The 15,875-nt window shown below is 57.0% G+C and carries 15 protein-coding genes and 1 pseudogene; 4 read left to right on the top strand and 12 right to left on the bottom strand.

The features are described 5' to 3' along the window. Positions 1-65: 65 nt before the first annotated feature. The 8 genes and pseudogenes from V7M64_RS01145 to V7M64_RS01110 form a co-directional block, all read right to left on the bottom strand. Complete coding sequence (locus V7M64_RS01145) at positions 66-1,232, bottom strand: hypothetical protein (RefSeq protein ID WP_333676420.1); 1,167 nt, start codon at positions 1,230-1,232, stop codon at positions 66-68. Positions 1,233-1,245: 13 nt separating this feature from the next. Beyond that, positions 1,246-2,625 (bottom strand): nucleotide disphospho-sugar-binding domain-containing protein, encoded by a 1,380-nt coding sequence (locus V7M64_RS01140; protein ID WP_333676418.1) that lies wholly within the window; start codon positions 2,623-2,625, stop codon positions 1,246-1,248. A 33-nt stretch (positions 2,626-2,658) separates the two neighbouring features. Continuing rightward, positions 2,659-2,808: pseudogene (locus tag V7M64_RS01135) on the bottom strand (IS3 family transposase); the annotation flags it as partial. 864 nt (positions 2,809-3,672) lie between these two features. After that, positions 3,673-4,767: a glycosyltransferase gene (locus V7M64_RS01130; protein WP_333676417.1), complete on the bottom strand. Its 1,095-nt coding sequence runs from the start codon at positions 4,765-4,767 to the stop codon at positions 3,673-3,675. Positions 4,768-4,968: 201 nt separating this feature from the next. Next, positions 4,969-5,364 (bottom strand): RidA family protein, encoded by a 396-nt coding sequence (locus V7M64_RS01125; RefSeq protein ID WP_333676416.1) that lies wholly within the window; start codon positions 5,362-5,364, stop codon positions 4,969-4,971. Between the two features lie 59 nt (positions 5,365-5,423). Then, on the bottom strand, positions 5,424-5,900 hold the full coding sequence (locus V7M64_RS01120; protein ID WP_333676415.1) for a hypothetical protein: 477 nt from the start codon (positions 5,898-5,900) through the stop codon (positions 5,424-5,426). Between the two features lie 222 nt (positions 5,901-6,122). Beyond that, positions 6,123-6,335 (bottom strand): cold-shock protein, encoded by a 213-nt coding sequence (locus V7M64_RS01115; RefSeq protein WP_333676413.1) that lies wholly within the window; start codon positions 6,333-6,335, stop codon positions 6,123-6,125. A 253-nt stretch (positions 6,336-6,588) separates the two neighbouring features. After that, complete coding sequence (locus V7M64_RS01110; protein WP_333676411.1) at positions 6,589-6,837, bottom strand: hypothetical protein; 249 nt, start codon at positions 6,835-6,837, stop codon at positions 6,589-6,591. Positions 6,838-8,128: 1,291 nt separating this feature from the next. Here V7M64_RS01110 and V7M64_RS01105 point away from each other — a divergent pair. Next, complete coding sequence (locus tag V7M64_RS01105) at positions 8,129-9,628, top strand: ATPase domain-containing protein (protein WP_333676409.1); 1,500 nt, start codon at positions 8,129-8,131, stop codon at positions 9,626-9,628. Positions 9,629-9,790: 162 nt separating this feature from the next. Here V7M64_RS01105 and V7M64_RS01100 read toward each other — a convergent pair whose 3' ends face one another. The 4 genes from V7M64_RS01100 to V7M64_RS01085 all read right to left on the bottom strand — a co-directional run bounded on the left by V7M64_RS01100 (position 9,791) and on the right by V7M64_RS01085 (position 13,432). Beyond that, positions 9,791-10,489: a glutathione S-transferase N-terminal domain-containing protein gene (locus tag V7M64_RS01100; protein WP_333676408.1), complete on the bottom strand. Its 699-nt coding sequence runs from the start codon at positions 10,487-10,489 to the stop codon at positions 9,791-9,793. A 370-nt stretch (positions 10,490-10,859) separates the two neighbouring features. Continuing rightward, positions 10,860-11,315: a DUF3788 domain-containing protein gene (locus V7M64_RS01095; RefSeq protein ID WP_333676407.1), complete on the bottom strand. Its 456-nt coding sequence runs from the start codon at positions 11,313-11,315 to the stop codon at positions 10,860-10,862. Positions 11,316-11,433: 118 nt separating this feature from the next. After that, a complete protein-coding gene (locus V7M64_RS01090) occupies positions 11,434-11,850 on the bottom strand; it encodes a cupin domain-containing protein (RefSeq protein ID WP_333676406.1) in 417 nt (138 codons plus the stop codon). Positions 11,851-12,025: 175 nt separating this feature from the next. Then, the gene (locus V7M64_RS01085; protein ID WP_333676405.1) at positions 12,026-13,432 is read right to left on the bottom strand and encodes a PLP-dependent aminotransferase family protein; all 1,407 of its coding nucleotides are present in this window, start codon (positions 13,430-13,432) and stop codon (positions 12,026-12,028) included. Positions 13,433-13,586: 154 nt separating this feature from the next. Between V7M64_RS01085 and V7M64_RS01080 the strand changes: the two genes are divergently transcribed. From V7M64_RS01080 to V7M64_RS01070, 3 genes are all read left to right on the top strand, one after another. Further along, positions 13,587-14,504 (top strand): NADP-dependent oxidoreductase, encoded by a 918-nt coding sequence (locus V7M64_RS01080; protein ID WP_333676403.1) that lies wholly within the window; start codon positions 13,587-13,589, stop codon positions 14,502-14,504. A gap of 168 nt (positions 14,505-14,672) precedes the next feature. Continuing rightward, complete coding sequence (locus V7M64_RS01075) at positions 14,673-15,290, top strand: nitroreductase family protein (protein ID WP_333676401.1); 618 nt, start codon at positions 14,673-14,675, stop codon at positions 15,288-15,290. A gap of 32 nt (positions 15,291-15,322) precedes the next feature. Continuing rightward, the gene (locus tag V7M64_RS01070; RefSeq protein ID WP_333676399.1) at positions 15,323-15,868 is read left to right on the top strand and encodes a carboxymuconolactone decarboxylase family protein; all 546 of its coding nucleotides are present in this window, start codon (positions 15,323-15,325) and stop codon (positions 15,866-15,868) included. Positions 15,869-15,875: the final 7 nt, after the last annotated feature.

Below are 15,875 nucleotides of genomic sequence, written 5' to 3'. Positions count from 1 at the left end.
CTGCGAACAGACAGGGCTGGTGACGACGGCGATACTTGATCAGTGTTGCCTTAAGACAAGAACAGCTACGCCTTTTCCTTGAGAAGGTCACCTATCCAACTCTCAGGCGAATACCTGGATCTCCATAGTTGCGCTTTTCCCATGGACAGCCCTTTCAACTGATCGAGCTTATTCATAGCCTCCCCCACGGCAATATTGACTGCTTCTGCACTATCGCCTCGATAAACAACGCCCGCAGCTTCACCTTCTTCGATACGACTGCTCATCCACGTCTCGGAAGGAACGATGCAAGGCACTCCAAAAGCGGTCATGAGGGTGAAGACTCCGGATACTGCCTGACTATAAAACTGGCGTTCGTAAGGCAACACAGCCAAATCGAGCGTCCCGCAAACTCTATGCATTTCATCTTCGTCGAGCCACCCTCTCAGCAGCGTTACTCTTGGGGATTCCATTGCGAGCCCTGATGGGTCGTCGCGGGACAAACGATGATCCTGCACGACAAATTCGATGTCTTGATGAACGGCAGTACTCAGCCTTATGAGATCCGGAACAATGTCCTCGCCCTTTTCACGCCGAGCGCCTCCTAGAATGCCAATCCTCTTCAGTTTATTTTTACGAGCCTCGCTGGATGCGGTGCCGAAAAAGGTCAAAGACGTAACCAGATCGACCTGCTGACCCAAGGGGCCAGACAATGCGCGCGCTAACTCGTTCCTTGTTGCGCGATACCAAACGTTTAACGGGCTCGCAGTGGCTATGCGTCGACTGGCCCGGCGCATCAGAGCTGCATCCAGCGACCCGGGTTCTAACGCATGGGCACTACCCCAGTGGAAGATGGCCGCAACCCGAACCGATGTCTCAAGGTGATATAGCCACTTTCCCAACCCCGCAAGTTCCCGGGCGCTCGCAGTGGGTAAAAAGACCAAATCACCAGGACATACAGACTCTCCGCTGGCCAGCAAATCTTCCAGAAAACGGTTCTCGAATGTCTGGAAATCGTCTAGTGCGCCATCGTAGGAGTCGCTTGACCACCGCTCATGAAGCGAGGCAGACAACGCGGGGATGACGGGAGCAGCACAGGAGAAGGCTCCAAAATGGTTTTGATGACAGATGACTTTCGCTTGATACCCTCTGCTGGCGCAGCTCTCCACAAAGCCACTCACAAAGTGCTCGGGATGCCCCCTGTGATAGGAAGCGGCCAGCGAGCTATCGATTATGATGATATTAATCTTCAAGCTCCATGAAGTATCAGCTTATTGCAGGTACGGTGTGATCGTCATCATCAGGGACTTGTGCGGCTACTGTAGGCGACGTGTGTCCAATGATGCATTGCGCCGATATGCCAGGCGTACGCCAGGTCACGTCCAATAAAGCGTCATCGGGTGTTCCGAGGTCGATGCGTAGCTCTGTATGACGCTCGATCAACTCGCTCGCCTCAGTAATGGCGTCCGCGCGCCGTACCGCTCGGGCAGCATCCTCTCGAGGCTTACGTTTGAGCGCTTCAATCTGGCCATACACCTCGATCACTCGTTCGCACGATAAATCAGCGGGTAATATTGTCCTGCCAATTCCGAGCTCTTCGACACGTTTCGCGTTATGCGGCTGGTCCCACACATAGGGAACCACGATCTGCGGCACACCTGCCCGCATTGCCTGTGCCGTGACGCCAATCCCTCCATTGTGCACAACTACCCTGGCGAACCTGAACAAACTAGCGTGATCTACAAACGAGGAAGCCAAGACGCCAGCCACCTTGCGCGTCTCGCCTTCATGCCCCAACGCCACTACAGGTAATCCAGTCCGCGCGGAGAATTGCCCCGCCAGTTCAAAGAAGTTCGTACCCGGCATGTTGGTGCCTGCAGTGAAGACCACAAGGCGCCCCCGTTCCGAGACTAAAGCTTGCACTGCAGGAGGCAAGGTGGCGGGAGGCTCGGGTGCAAACGGAAAACCAACACAGCTACCCGCTTCAGCGAGTCCGCTCTCGGGGAAACCAAACCAATCGGGAAAAAGCGAAATAAATGCACGCGCACGATCGACAACTCGCCTTTTTCTGAGTAACGGCAGCCCGATAGCCCGTCGAAAGTCGTTGGTAGCACTAAATATGCGACGGCTGATGGGTTGGCCCCCGGGCGACACAGCCCCAGGTTGTAACATGACCGAAATATGAGGTAGCTGGTAGAGCTCACTGGCGAAGATTCCTCCCCAGTTACCTGCCCGGTTCACAATCATGATGTTGGAAAACTCAGCTGCTAGAACGCCGATTTCCTCAACGGTGCGTCGAAAGGCGGGAATAGCCTCTCTCACCATGAATGTATCAGGATCAACCCCCGACGAAGGGTCTTCCGCATCGCAAATAGCAATAAACTCAAAATTATGCGATCTAACAAACTTCTCATGATTTGAGTTCGCGAGAAATACTATGCGATGACCTCGCTGCCGAAGGTGTCGGCCCAACAAGATGAAAGGAAGGACGTCACCAAATGTTCCAAGCGTGGAAAAGACGATAAGTGATTGATGTTCTCGAATCGCGGCCGGACTTGCAAAGTGGGTGGGTGAGCTGCACTTTTTCGCCAGAGATTGCGTCGAGCTCCTAGCTTTCATCGCGACAGATCCTTCTTCTTGCAGCATGGTTGATGGTGCCCTGTTTTCGCGCACAGAGATTTAGGCCATTTGTCGTTCAGCCCGCTCCTTAGCCCTGTATCCGAGTGCGGAGTGGATCCGCCGCCGGTTATAGCAGCCTTCGGTATGCGCAAACAAACTTCGCCGCGCCTTCTCGCGGACTGCTCCTCGCCGCTGATGAACGAGTTCGACAGCAGCCGCCTCGCGCCTGGAATCGTCGATGACATTGAAGGTGGTGCGCAAGTGACATACATCCCATAGGACGTCGGACATGAAGTCGATCAACCAACTAGTATCGATCTGTTCGCCAGGAATCAGCGGCAGTGGGTGCCATGTCTGGATCAACATCACGAGGATTCGACAAAGGCCAAAGTCACCACAATTTATACGCAATTGTCCTAATCAGGCCGATCCCGTCGGCTACCTCGCACAGCATTTTCTCCGACTGTATTTTAAGGAAGAAGGGTGCTCTAGTCAGGACTACTCCACTTCCATGATCAGGCCTGATATCGACGCCGTCAGACTTGTCTAAATTAGGTTTAAAAGACGGATCGAAAGGGACATGTTCAGTAATGATTATGTACTGATACGAATAGAGTTTATCAACAACTCTAATAATGGAACCATTGCTCAGATGTTGAAGAACCTGTCGTAAAAACGCCACTCGACCGTCAGGAAGCCTATCGTGGACTATGTCTAACTTGACGAATTCGACCGACAGATCTGTAAACCTTGCCTTGTTTTGATGCAGCAACTCGCTAACGATGTCACAGGCTATCGTTTGTCTAAAAAGGTCGCAAATTTTGCTGCCAACGTTGAAATCACCACACCCGAGGTCGACGGCATGCGCGTCCCGCAGGACGTTTGAAACGAAGGATCGGACCGCTTCCACGTAAGGGTCTACAATCGTTGGCTTGTGGGAGCCTACGCCCGAATAATACGAACTCTCGGAGTTGGATCCCCATAAACCTCGACGGTATATTTCCCCAAATACATGTTCGAGCCGGCTTGCTGGCAGTGATATCGGGTTCGAGTCAGAAGACATGTGCTCCTCTCTCAGGACGAACAATCGTCTAGTCGATTGAGAAAACTTGCTAGCTCTTTAGTATGGTCAAACAACACATGATTCGTGCTTTCACAAGAAGATGTCGCATGAAATGATTCAAGAAAATCGCCGAGATCATCCGGCTTGAAGAAGTGCTTTGAGTCTAGCACTTGCTCTCGATGCGCATCTATATCCGAGACAAGTACCCGGCAACCCAAGTTGACCGCTTCAAAAACGGGAAGTGAAAAGCCTTCATCAAACGAAGGAATGACAACAGCCTCTGCGGCCACGTATACGGATACAAGGTCCGGGTCCGATAGTCGCGGCGTAAACGTAATTGTGGAGAGGTCATACGACTGACTCAGACGCTCGATGGTGGTGGCCGAAATCCCTCCTCCAACGACTGTGGCAAATCCCAGTTCCTGTAGGGCGGGAGCGGCCCTCGCCGCGAGTTCGATATTTTTTCTTGGATGGTCCGCGACAGCGAAAAAGACGTAGGGCGAATCGATTTTCAGGATCGCCTGGACGGCCTTTTTCGCATGGGAGACGTCAGGCCCACAAGCAGCGAATCGTGACTCAGGATGAAGAACGAACAGCGATACATCCGCTTTACGCCACGCTCGATAATCCCTCATAGTGCAAAGCGAATTTGCAACTATGACATCAAGTTCAGCGCTCTTGCCGAGCATGGTTTTGAACAGACTCAAGTCGTATTCGCTGCTCTCGTCTGGACGCCGAAGCGGTATCAGATCGTGCACCACTCCGACTCTCGTCAACCCCCGCGCACTCGCAAGATCCAAAGGTTCGCTGTTGTGCGTCATAAGCGAAGGATTGAAATAGATTCCCGAACGCATCTCGCAGAACGGAATTGTTTCAAACTCCACTTTCTTGAGCAGGCTTGCGACATATTGGTCTTCCTGATGAGCCGCGAACTTAACAAGAAATTGCGGAGACGCTAAAAGCTTTATGAACAGCCACTCCGCGTACTTTCCGATGCCACTAGACCGGTAGCCTGTATCTTGAAGGCACCTCCCATCAAAGTTAATTATCTTCCTTTCCTTCACAAGCCCCATCTCCTTTGCCAGTGAAACTGTCTTTCGAGGCAAGATATTACCTTTCGAGGCAGAATGTTACTTGATTCAAATGTGAGGGGGCGATTCAAATCGCCGCATATATTGCTTACAACGAACATGTGCATGATCGTGACGTTGCCCAGATGCAGCGAGCTATTTTCCCAGCCAAGCCTGTGGGTTGGCCGGGGAAAATTTTCGCTGGGCACTCAAACAGCTAATTACCGCGACGTCCAGTCAATCGAGCACGGCAATCGCATCGACCTCGACCAGGTAGCCAGGGGACAACGACGCGACACCCAGCACCACGTCGGCAGGCCTGTGATCTCCGAACAGCGTTTTCCGGGCCTCTTCAATAATCGGCAAACATTGGTCGCGGTCGTAGTTGACGACGTAGATGGTGATTCTTGCGACATGCTCAGGCCCGGCGCCGGCAGCAGCAAGGGCGCGGCCGAGGTTGGCGTACACCTGGCGTGCCTGGGCTGCAAGATCGCCACGACCCACGAGCTTGCCATGGATGTCCTCGGGTTCCTGGCCAGAAATAAATACCAGCTTGCTGCCCGTCCCCACCACGACCTGGGTGTAGGTTTCCGGGACCGGTAAATCCGCTGGATTGATGTATTCAAGTGGCATGTGTTTGTGATTCCCGCCTTGTGATGATTGTCGCCAGAAAACGCTTCGCTTGTATTGCTTCAGAGATTGGGGGCAGGTATGACGCGCAGCGTGGCAGCGAACATGTCACGCGTCTCCTGGCTGGTTATGTGCGTGGCGGCTTCCCGTGCCTCCACGTATCGCTTGGCATGCGCCAGTGTATTGCCCTCTGCACAGGCGACATTGGCTGCTACGGCATGGGCAAACGCCATTTCCCAGGGAGCGCAGTCGTGTTGTTCGAAGTATGGCAATGCCTTGCTTAAATAGTGTGCTGCCGGTCCAGGGAGTTTAAGCAGTGCATACACGTGAGCAAGCAGTTGCGCAGCATGAGCATGATTGCCTGGTTCGCCAACCATTCTCCAGAAATACATCGCTGCGTGTGCGGCATCCAGCATCTCTTCATCTTCTTCACGCGAGCGGTGAAGCATTTCCGCGAGTGTCCACGCTCGGTTGTTGGCCTGGGAAGCCAAGCGCCTTTGCCAAAGCACGACGTTTTCAGGAGTTGGCTTGTCGGTCATGAATCGATGCTCTTGTGGCGATAAATTCCTCGATTTCCAGTTATAAATCCTAATACCTCTTTGCATCCGTGGCTGACCAGCATTCTTATGCTCAATGACCGGTTGGCGAGGCGGACACTCACCCTGCCCTCGATAGCTTCAAAAGGAGTACCTGGGCGACCCATGCGTTGGGCCAAAAAAAACCCGGCCTAGAGCCGGGTTCTTTACGTGCGGGCAAGGCCCTTAGATCACCTGTACTTGTTCCGCCTGCAGACCCTTCTGGCCCTGGGTCACGGCGAAGGACACCTTCTGCCCCTCGGCCAGGCTCTTGAAGCCTGAAGACTGGATCGAACGGAAGTGCACGAATAGATCGTCACCGCCATTGTCTCGACTGATGAAGCCAAAACCCTTGGCATCGTTGAACCACTTCACAGTACCGGTTTCTGCTTGGGACATGTTTATTTCTCCATGGAACGAGTAAAAGCCGCATAGCGGCGAAAAAGCTGGTCGCAAGGAGGAAGCGGGTGCAACGGTGTAGGAAAACTGCAATCTACAGCATCAGGCCACAATTCACGGTGACCCTTGAAACTCAGCTTGCGCACAATAAAGGTGATTGATCCAAAGTGCAATCGCTGGGAGAACTCCCATGGAGAGGGCATGCAGCGCCTCATTGGCAGGCGGCGCCGGAAAACGGGTCGCCCCTTGCTGGCTACCGTATCGTATCCAAAACGTAACGGATGCTTATGTCGCTATCGCCTTCATAAATGAATTGTCGCAAGACAACGACAAATTGCCGCGATTTTCCGTTGATGGATACCTGCACGAGATCGCCTTGACTGGGTACCGGCATTCCTTCCGTATAAGGAATGGCGCCAATCTGCTGCACATCGGGATCCTCCCCAAGCGAGAAGCGCGCATCGTCCGTGAAGGTGAAGTGGTTTCGTAGGTGCGTGGCCATCGGCGAGGGTACTAGCGGCGCCCCTTTTTGGGCGCAGGGGGTGGCGGAGGCGGCGGAGAGCCCGGGTGGCCTGGATCACGTCCCGAGAAAGAAGTCTTCCAATAGCGCACGTTCTCAGCATTGGAAGCTGTCACTTCTCGACTGTTCGCCTTGGCGGCGTAGATATCGCGAATCTGGGCCATCGAGAGAAGTTCGGAACGATGCGGGGGCATATCGATCAGCCTCGATAAGGGATTGAACGCTGTGATCAGCGTAAAAATGAGGCCTTGCAACATGCACAAGCCCCACGGCTCAGAGGCGACATCTATTGTCCGCAGGCTGAGATGGCGGACCTGTCGTTGGCCCGGCATCAAACCATCCTGCGCGCCAAGGCGTTAGGTGAAGGTAAACGCGCGGGGTGAACATGCTGCCTTTATGGGCCGCAGTCGTTTTACATGGATCGCGTAATCTCAAATTGCTATTCAAGCCGGGGCAGTGCATGATGGCTGCATGTCAAGGGGCACATCAGGCCCGGCATCTCAGCTGCGGTCGTTCGCAATCGCGTATGAGCCTTACCCTGCTTTGTTGGCGGACAGGGTCCCCTCCGGCGTCGCCTCGCACTTGCGACACTCTTTTCAGGTAGGTCGATATGTCCCGTAATAATGAGCCGCTGTCTGCGGCGCAGATTCATAGTGTCTACGCATCCGATGTGCTGCCCACGAACGGAACGGCCAATACGGAAGCAGTTCGATATTCAAAGACGTCTGCGTACAAGCGCGAGCCAGCACCTGCCGGGCGCTCCCCGGTGCGCGCTGATTTGTCGACCATAAAGAAAAGATATTGATTGCTGGTTGCCCGATCGATGTTTTGAGCGTTTTGTAGCAGGCATGTTTTGTAGCAGGCATATTTCCACACCTCACTCGCCGGCGAGTGCGCGACCTCCAACAACGGTGCGATGAGCGCTCTTTTTATGCGTGCGAATGCCTGTGACCGGCGAACCTGATCAGCCGTTGGGAGCATCGGATGTTGAAGGTAAGCCCGGGCATATGATGGACGGGTTGGCAAATTCCGGAATCTCCGTTCTCAGGCATAGGTCTCTTAGAGCGCTTGTCGCTATTCGTCCATAGAAGCCCCCCCTGGTTACCGCTTTTGAGCAATCAACTTCAGGGATGCTCTGATCAATCCATCAAAACTGCAGCAGCCCTGTGTGCACACAGCCGGTCTCCGCAGCCTCATCCAGCGCGTTCACACCCTCTCCACTGACGGCATCACAACCATTGCTTTTCCCAACTGAGTTCGGCTGAGGCGGCTCATGTTTTCGTCCGCACGTAGCAGCACCGGCAATTCCGGTTTGGATGTCGTTCTCCATGGTGGCTTTCCGCCGGGGCATCTCTACCTTCTGGAAGGGCAGCCAGGCTCTGGCAAGACCACGTTGTCGTTACAGTTTTTGTTGGACGGAGTGCGCCACGGCGAGCGATGCCTCTACATCACCCTGTCGGAGACCGCAGAAGAACTGGTCGAGGTGGCCGCGTCGCACGGATGGAACCTGGAAGGCATCGAACTGTTCGATCTGTCTTCGGTGGAAACCGTACTGGGCAACGACCGCAACCAGTCCGTGCTTCATTCCTGGGAAGTCGAGCTGGGTGAAACGATCCGGCTGATCCAGGAAAAGATCGAGCACATCGCGCCTCGGCGCGTGGTGTTTGACAGCCTGTCCGAGCTACGCTTGCTTGCCCAGGACCCCTTGCGCTACCGACGGCAAGTCTTGGCCCTGAAGCAATACTTCTCCCCTCGCCACATCACGGTGCTACTGACAGATGACCTGACAGGCGGGCACTCGGCGCACGATACCCAGCTGCACAGCCTCAGTCACGGGGTCATCTCGCTCGAACGCTTCACCTTGGAATTTGGCGCTGCACGCCGGCGACTGCAGGTGCAAAAGCTGCGCGGCGCGACCTTCATCCGCGGCTATCATGATGTGAATATTCAAACCGGCGGGGTCGAGGTTTATCCTCGCCTTATTGCTTCCCAACATCATGTCGCGTTTTCCAACGATCCGGTCCCGAGCGGCATCACTCAGCTCGATGCGCTGGTCGGAGGTGGCATTCGTCGGGGAACCAGCACCCTGCTCACGGGGCCTGCCGGCACCGGCAAAACCACCCTGGCGCTTCAATACATCGCCGCCGCATGCGCGCGCGGAGAATGCTGCTATTTATATGAGTTCGATGAGCGCATCGGTACGTTATTCAACCGCGCGCAGAGCATGGGCATCGATCTGGAGCCTTATGTCCAAGCCGGCTGTCTGACTGTTTTGCAGGTTGATCCGGCGGAGATGTCGCCCGGCGAATTTGCCTGGCACGTCAGCCAGGCCGTGCAGGGGAAGGCATGCAAGATCGTGGTGATCGACAGCCTCAACGGTTACCTGACGGCCATGCCGGAGGAAAAACAGCTGTTGCTGCAAATGCATGAATTGCTGGCCATTCTGAATCAATCAGGCGTTACCACCTTCCTCATCAATCCCATGTTCGGATTGGTGGGCCCCATGGATACGGGGCAAATCAATGTTTCTTACATTGCGGATGCGGTGGTGCTCTTTCGATTCTTTGAGGCGGGGGGCCGTATCCGAAAAGCCATTTCCGTGATCAAGAACCGGAGTGGAAAGCATGAAGAAACCATCCGGGAGCTTCGCATCGACAACCAGGGACTGCAGGTGGGCGAACCTCTGATCGACTTCCAGGGCGTGCTAACCGGAACGCCGGAGTTCATCGGCAGTACTGCCACGCACCCCTTGCTGGGAGACCGACATGCATAGGGATGCGTGGTACGGCTAGCGCACGTTGATTGCAGCGCGAAGACGTCGTGAGAAACATGACGTGCAACATGGCAGCGAACATGCCACGCGTCTTTGAGCCCGGTTGTGTTCGTGGCAGCTTTCGGCGCCTCCGCGTCCCGCTTGTGCCGCTTGTTACTTTCCTCAGCTGTCCGCCGTCACCAGCAGCCCGCGCTGGACCGCCGGACGCGAAAGCGCGCGGTCTAGCCACGTGCGTACGTGGAGAAAACGATCGAACCCGACAAGTTCACGCGCTTCGTAAAAGCCAATCAGATTGCGCACCCAGCCGATCAGTGAAACGTCGGCGATGCTGTAGTCCGCTCCCATCACCCAGTCCCGGCCTGCAAGGCGTTGGTCGAGAACGCCAAGCAGTCTTGCCGATTCGGTCGCGTAGCGTTCCAGCGGCCGCTTGTCCTCATACGCCTTACCGGCAAATTTGTTGAAGAAGCCCACTTGGCCGAACATTGGCCCGACGCCTCCCATCTGCCACATCAGCCACTGGATCGTTTCGTACCGCGTACCGGGATCGGTCGAGAGCAACTGCCCGCTTTTCTCGGCGAGATAGATCAGGATCGCCCCTGATTCCCACAACGCCAGCGGCCGGCCGCCCGGCCCTTCGGGGTCGTAAATTGCTGGAATCTTGCCATTCGGGTTGAGTGCGATGAAGGCGGGATCACGGTTCTCGTTCGCCATGATGTCGATCCGGTGCGGTTCATAGGCGAGCCCCGTTTCCTCAAGCATGATGCCGATCTTCACCCCGTTCGGGGTCGGCAGCGAAAAGAGCTGGAGCCGGTCAGGATGCTGCGCGGGCCAGCGCGTAAAAATGGGATGGTTGAGCGTCACTGTTTTTTTCCTGGCTGATGGGATCGTAAACAAAGCCCGACCATGCTAGAGCTTTCCTGGTTAGCTTCGGGCTTTGCTCTCACGTTCGCATCAGATGCCATTCTTCAGCACCCTCGGTTTGCGCCGAGCTGCCCACCAGGGCCCAGCTGGTTTGACAGGCCGCCACGTTAGGCCCGGCCGACACCCATGTCGAGACTGCTTTTGCTCAATAAATGCTGAAAAGGACCATGCCGGGGAGGCCATTCATGAGGCAGCCAACCTCCCATTGGCCAGCAAGCGTGATCATTTGCAAAAGCTGGCTCAGCCAGCCGACGTGCATGATCGTCGCCCGAGCGTGCACGTACAAAAAGTTGGAGGAATTGCATGACACTCAATGCGGTGGCCGCGGAGGACGTTTCATGGCCAGGAGCTCCATCACATCACGACGATCAGCTGCGGACGAAATCGCCATGGTCAGCCATTTCCCGTCAGGATAGCTCGGGGCTTCGTCATAGTGCTTGATCAATGGCGGGCGCCACGCATAACGCCTGTCCTCAAACTTCTCTCGTTCCGTTCCGCCCAGGACAACGAGGACGGAGAGCCGCCGATATTCCGGCAAGAGCGTGCAGAACGCCTTGTTCTTCTTGTAGCGCAAAGACCAGCCGCGCCGCTTGCCGCCATAGAGCCAATCCGGCGAAAAAACACCTGGATAGCATGCCTCTATCCAGTCCTGCAGCTTGGCCCAATGCGCGAACGCCTCTAGCCCGATCCAGTGACGCACGGCGGCTTCGTCGGGTGGCGCTGATTTATCGGAGATCCTGTCGCCAATCTGCGGGGATTGTTCCATGTGGTTCTCCTTGCATCGGGAGCCTGCAGCCTTCGCAGGCTGCATTGTTCTAGGTTGAACGATATTCCGATACGTGCAGACGACGCCTTGGCGAAGTCGATGCGCAAGCGCGGAAAGCTTATTTTTGAGGGACAGTCAGCGGCGCGTCATCGCTGTCGACGACGAACACGGCGAGCAGCTTCGCCGGATCACTCTTGCTTGCATTGCGGCTGATGCGATGGACCGCACCGGGCTCCTCGTGGAACGACTGCCCTGCCGTGTAGATCCGCGCCGGCTGGTCGTCTACCTGGCTTTCGATCGCCCCCGAAACGACATAGGCATAAATGAATGCCGACTTCGCGTGGCGGTGTGGCGGGGACGCAGCGCCTGGCGGGTACGTCACCTCGACGGCAACGAGAGATTTGCCCGGAACGTTGGTGATCGTATGCGAAAAATTCGGGACGACTGACTCAGCCGGCTCGTGCGAAAAGGTCGCCGTCGCCAAGAGCGATATCGCGACACCAAGCAAGCACGAACGAAGGCTCTTGCTATTCATTGATGGCTCCTAACTCCAGCGGCGATGTTCCACCAGACAAGGCCACCAAAAAAGCACCAAGATTGACGATCTTCGCTGTACCAGGATTCGCGTTGCTTGATGAGTCTTGGCTCAGCACTCCAAGGAGAGCTTGTGCGCTTCCCTATTGAGGACACGCCGTGACCATGCCAACGCGCTACGCGGATGCGCGGATCAATGCATGCAGCTGTTTGCAGGCCGCTGGAATCTGCTCCTCGCTGACTGTTGCAAGGCCGAGCAGCAATCCCGACTCGGGATGCGTGCCTGGAACGAACCACGTCGATAGCGGCGATGGCGCCATGCCCAGCTCAATCGCTTTTCGGCACACCATCGTGTCGGATACGCCGGAGGGCAGGCGCATGACGACGGCCAAGCCACCGATGTGCGCGTCATATCCAAGCTTCGCCAGGATGGTGCCAAGCATCTCGCCTCGCGCGACACAGATCCGCTTCAACCTGCCCAGGTGCCTCATGTAGTGCCCTTCCTGCATGAACCATGCAGTTGCCAGTTGTATGCCGGGGCTTGGTGCCGATCCAAAAAAAAGCGCAGCTTCGGCAAACCGGGACACCAACGCAGGAGGAGCCACGATGAAGCCAAGCCTGAGCGCGGGACTGATGGTCTTGCTGAAGGAGCCGATGTGGATCACCTGCCCACCTCGGTCCAAGGACGCCAGTGCCGGGGCGGCCCGCCGGGTGAGCTGGAGTTCACCGAGGTAGTCGTCCTCGATAATCCATGCCCCGGTACGCGCCGCCCATGCCATCAACTCGTGCCGCCGGTTGAGCGATAGCGTCCCGCCGAGAGGGGCCTGTTGCCCTGCCGTCACCATTGCCAAGGCAGCGCCAGGCGATAGCTCCATGCCACGAAGAACATCCATGCCTTCCTTGTCTACCGGAATGCCGACAGGGATGAGCCCGGCGAACTCCAGTGCCCTTCGACTCTGGAAAAAACCGGGGTCTTCCACCCACGCCTGATGGCCTTTCGCATCGACTACGCGCAGGGTTATGCCCAGGGCGCCGGCGAAACCAGCGGTGACGAAGACCTGGGATGGATGGCACTCGATACCACGCGCAAGCGCAACGTGCGCGGCGACAGCGCGCCGCAGTTCGGCTTCGCCACGGGGATCGGGATAAACCGCAGGCGCATCCACTTCCATGCGCGCAGCCTTCGCACGCAAGCGTGCCAGCACGCTTGCAGGCAGTCCGTCCGGCGGGGGCACCCCCATCCGAAAAATGCCAGGACCTGCAAGCAAGTGATCGTATAGCGCAGGCGGCGGGTCTATTTGCTGCGAGGAACGTGCCTGGTTGGCGATGGCGGGACGTCTGGCCACGCGGGTGCCGCCCGAGCGCGAAGAAACCACGATCTGCTCGTCGACCAAGCGATCGTAGGCGGCCTTCACCGTGCCCCTGGCCACGCCTAGCTGCGCAGCCAGCGTTATCCATGAAGGCAGCCTCGCTCCCGGCCCAAGTACGCCGCTCCTGATCGAGGCGATGACACCTCGGCAAATCTGCTCTGCCAAAGTGGTTTTGGCGGACCGGTCGATCCTGATGCGCAGCTCGTACCCCATGCTTCATGGTACATCGACAAATCGTCTTTTTGGTTCTTATCAATGCACCTATCATGGCGCAGCATGCTCTCGACTCGAACGACGTGCTTTCCCTTCCAAGAGAAGCTTTCCAGCGCTGCTGGCGTCCGCTGAGCTGACACGGGAGATGGTTCCTATGAAAGCAATCGTGGTAACAGACCAGGCTGCAGGAACGGCCGGCATGCAATTGGTGGAACGCCCCCAGCCAAAGGCGGCGATAAACGATGTCATCGTGCAGGTTCACGCGTCGGGATTCACCGCCGACGAGCTGACTTGGCCCCCGACCTGGACCGATCGCCTGGATCGTGACCGGACTCCGTCGATTCCCGGCCATGAGCTGGCTGGCGTGGTCACCGCTCTCGGTTACGGGACAACGGGATTGTCGGTAGGGCAGCGGGTGTTCGGCCTGACCGACTGGACGCGCGACGGAACGCTTGCGGAGTACGTGGCAGTCGAAGCACGCAACCTTGCCCCACTTCCCGGGGACGTCGACTTCACCGTGGGCGCCGCCCTCGCGATGCCCGGCCTGACGGCATGGCAGGGCCTGTTCGAGCACGGGCGCCTTTGTGCCGGGCAGACCGTCCTCGTGCATGGCGCAGCCGGTGTAGTCGGTTCGATGGCAACCCAGCTCGCCCGCGAGGCAGGGGCATACGTCATCGGCACGGGGCGCGCCGCAGCTCGCCAGGCCGCACTCCAATTCGGTGCACAGGAGTTCGTCGATCTCGACAACGACATTCTGGAAGATATCGGCCAGGTCGATCTGGTGTTCGATGTTCTCGGCGGCGACATCGCGAAGCGTTCTGTCGGTGTGATTCGCAGCAGGGGGACGCTGGTGACTATCGCCGGACCGATCGAGGCGCGGCCCGTTGACGGCCGGACGATTGACTTCGTTGTCGAGTCTGATCGCGCACAACTTAGCCAGATCGTCCACCGCGTTCGTGACGGGCGGCTGCGCACGAACATCGGCCATATCTCGACCCTCGACGATGCAATCGCTGCCTTCAATCTGACCGAACGGCCCAAGGGAAAGATCGTCATCCGCGTTTGTCCGTGAGAACTAGCCAGCGTGGCCGGGATCTGCCCTGCCCGCCGCCGTCATCTACCGGCTTGATGCGACAGCGCTGCGTGCCGGAATCGATGCGACAGATTCATCCAAGCGTTCATCACCCGAAGCACCGGTGAGTGCAACGCCGTTCCACAACCTTCCACATATAGGCACCCCATGAGCAACACCGTCATCGAATGCATCCTGAGCCGCAGTGCTGCGAAGTATTACGATCCGTCCGCGACCTTGAGCGACGAGCAGATTCGCGATCTGGTGCGCATCGGCACCAGCGCACCGACATCCTTCCACCTGCAAAACTGGCGCTTCATCGCCGTACGCACGCCGGAGGCCAAGGCACGACTAAGCCCCATTGCCTGGAACCAGCCTGCGGTCACCGAGGCGGCCGTCACCTTCATCGTTTGCGGCCAATTGGCCGACTCCAGCGTGATACCAGATCGCCTGGCGCCACTGGTGAAAGCCGGCATCATGCCGGAAAAGATGGTGCCGGAATGGGAAATCCCCGCGCGCGACCTGTACATGGCGTACCCGCAGCGCCAGCGAGACGAAGCAGTCCGGACCGGCACCTTCGGTGCGGCCGCCATGATCTATGCAGCCCGTTCATTGGGCCTGGGATCGACACCGATGATCGGCTTCGATGCCGAAGCGGTGCACCAGCAATTCGGGCTGGGCAGTGACGAAGTGCCGATCATGCTGTTGGCCATCGGCGCGGAACGTCCTGGCAATTGGCCACAGAAGCCGCGCCGTCCCGTGGATGACGTGCTGGATTTTGTTTGAAATCGCTTAGATCACATAGTGAGGAAATCGCGATGACGAGAACTGCATTGCCGACGCCAGAACAGGTGCCGGCGGATTCGAAACCGACGCTTGATGCGTTTACCAGGAACATCGGGTTTACCCCGAACATGATGGCGGCCTTCGCGCAAAGCCCGATAGCATTCAACGCCTGGGCTACCCTGCTCGGCGCCTTGAGCAAGGCGCTCGACGTAAAGACGCGCGACAGCATTGGCCTGGCCGTCTCTGAAGTGAATGGCTGTAATTATTGCCTGACGGTCCACAGCTTTACGGCCAAGCACATGGCCAAGCTGCCCGCCGATGAAATCACGCTTGCGCGGAAAGGCCACGCCGCCGACCCGAAGCGGGACGCGGCCCTCCAGTTTGCGCGCCGAGTCATCGAAACCCGTGGTCAAGTCAGTGACGTCGATCTGAAAGCCGTCCGCGATGCTGGTTACACAGAGGCCAACATCATCGAGATCGTCGCACTGGTCGCCATGTACTCGCTGACGAACTTCTTCAATAACGTGTTCGATCCGGAGAAAGACTTTCCGCCGGTTGAACCGGCAGGGTCGATCTAGCCCTCGC

It is taken from the genome of Dyella sp. (assembly GCF_036746095.1).
GTDB lineage: Bacteria > Pseudomonadota > Gammaproteobacteria > Xanthomonadales > Rhodanobacteraceae > Dyella_B.
Note: the sequence above shows the minus strand (reverse complement) of the source record. Positions and strands in the feature narration are given on the sequence as shown.

Bases quoted from the DNA above. Each gene is read 5' to 3' on its own strand.
- V7M64_RS01140 (WP_333676418.1), bottom strand. From the start codon at position 2,625: ATGCTGCAAGAAGAAGGATCTGTCGCGATGAAAGCTAGGAGCTCGACG.
- V7M64_RS01125 (WP_333676416.1), bottom strand. From the start codon at position 5,364: ATGCCACTTGAATACATCAATCCAGCGGATTTACCGGTCCCGGAAACC.
- V7M64_RS01120 (WP_333676415.1), bottom strand. From the start codon at position 5,900: ATGACCGACAAGCCAACTCCTGAAAACGTCGTGCTTTGGCAAAGGCGC.
- V7M64_RS01115 (WP_333676413.1), bottom strand. From the start codon at position 6,335: ATGTCCCAAGCAGAAACCGGTACTGTGAAGTGGTTCAACGATGCCAAG.
- V7M64_RS01110 (WP_333676411.1), bottom strand. From the start codon at position 6,837: ATGGCCACGCACCTACGAAACCACTTCACCTTCACGGACGATGCGCGC.
- V7M64_RS01105 (WP_333676409.1), top strand. From the start codon at position 8,129: ATGTTTTCGTCCGCACGTAGCAGCACCGGCAATTCCGGTTTGGATGTC.
- V7M64_RS01095 (WP_333676407.1), bottom strand. From the start codon at position 11,315: ATGGAACAATCCCCGCAGATTGGCGACAGGATCTCCGATAAATCAGCG.
- V7M64_RS01090 (WP_333676406.1), bottom strand. From the start codon at position 11,850: ATGAATAGCAAGAGCCTTCGTTCGTGCTTGCTTGGTGTCGCGATATCG.
- V7M64_RS01085 (WP_333676405.1), bottom strand. From the start codon at position 13,432: ATGGGGTACGAGCTGCGCATCAGGATCGACCGGTCCGCCAAAACCACT.
- V7M64_RS01080 (WP_333676403.1), top strand. From the start codon at position 13,587: ATGAAAGCAATCGTGGTAACAGACCAGGCTGCAGGAACGGCCGGCATG.
- V7M64_RS01075 (WP_333676401.1), top strand. From the start codon at position 14,673: ATGAGCAACACCGTCATCGAATGCATCCTGAGCCGCAGTGCTGCGAAG.
- V7M64_RS01070 (WP_333676399.1), top strand. From the start codon at position 15,323: ATGACGAGAACTGCATTGCCGACGCCAGAACAGGTGCCGGCGGATTCG.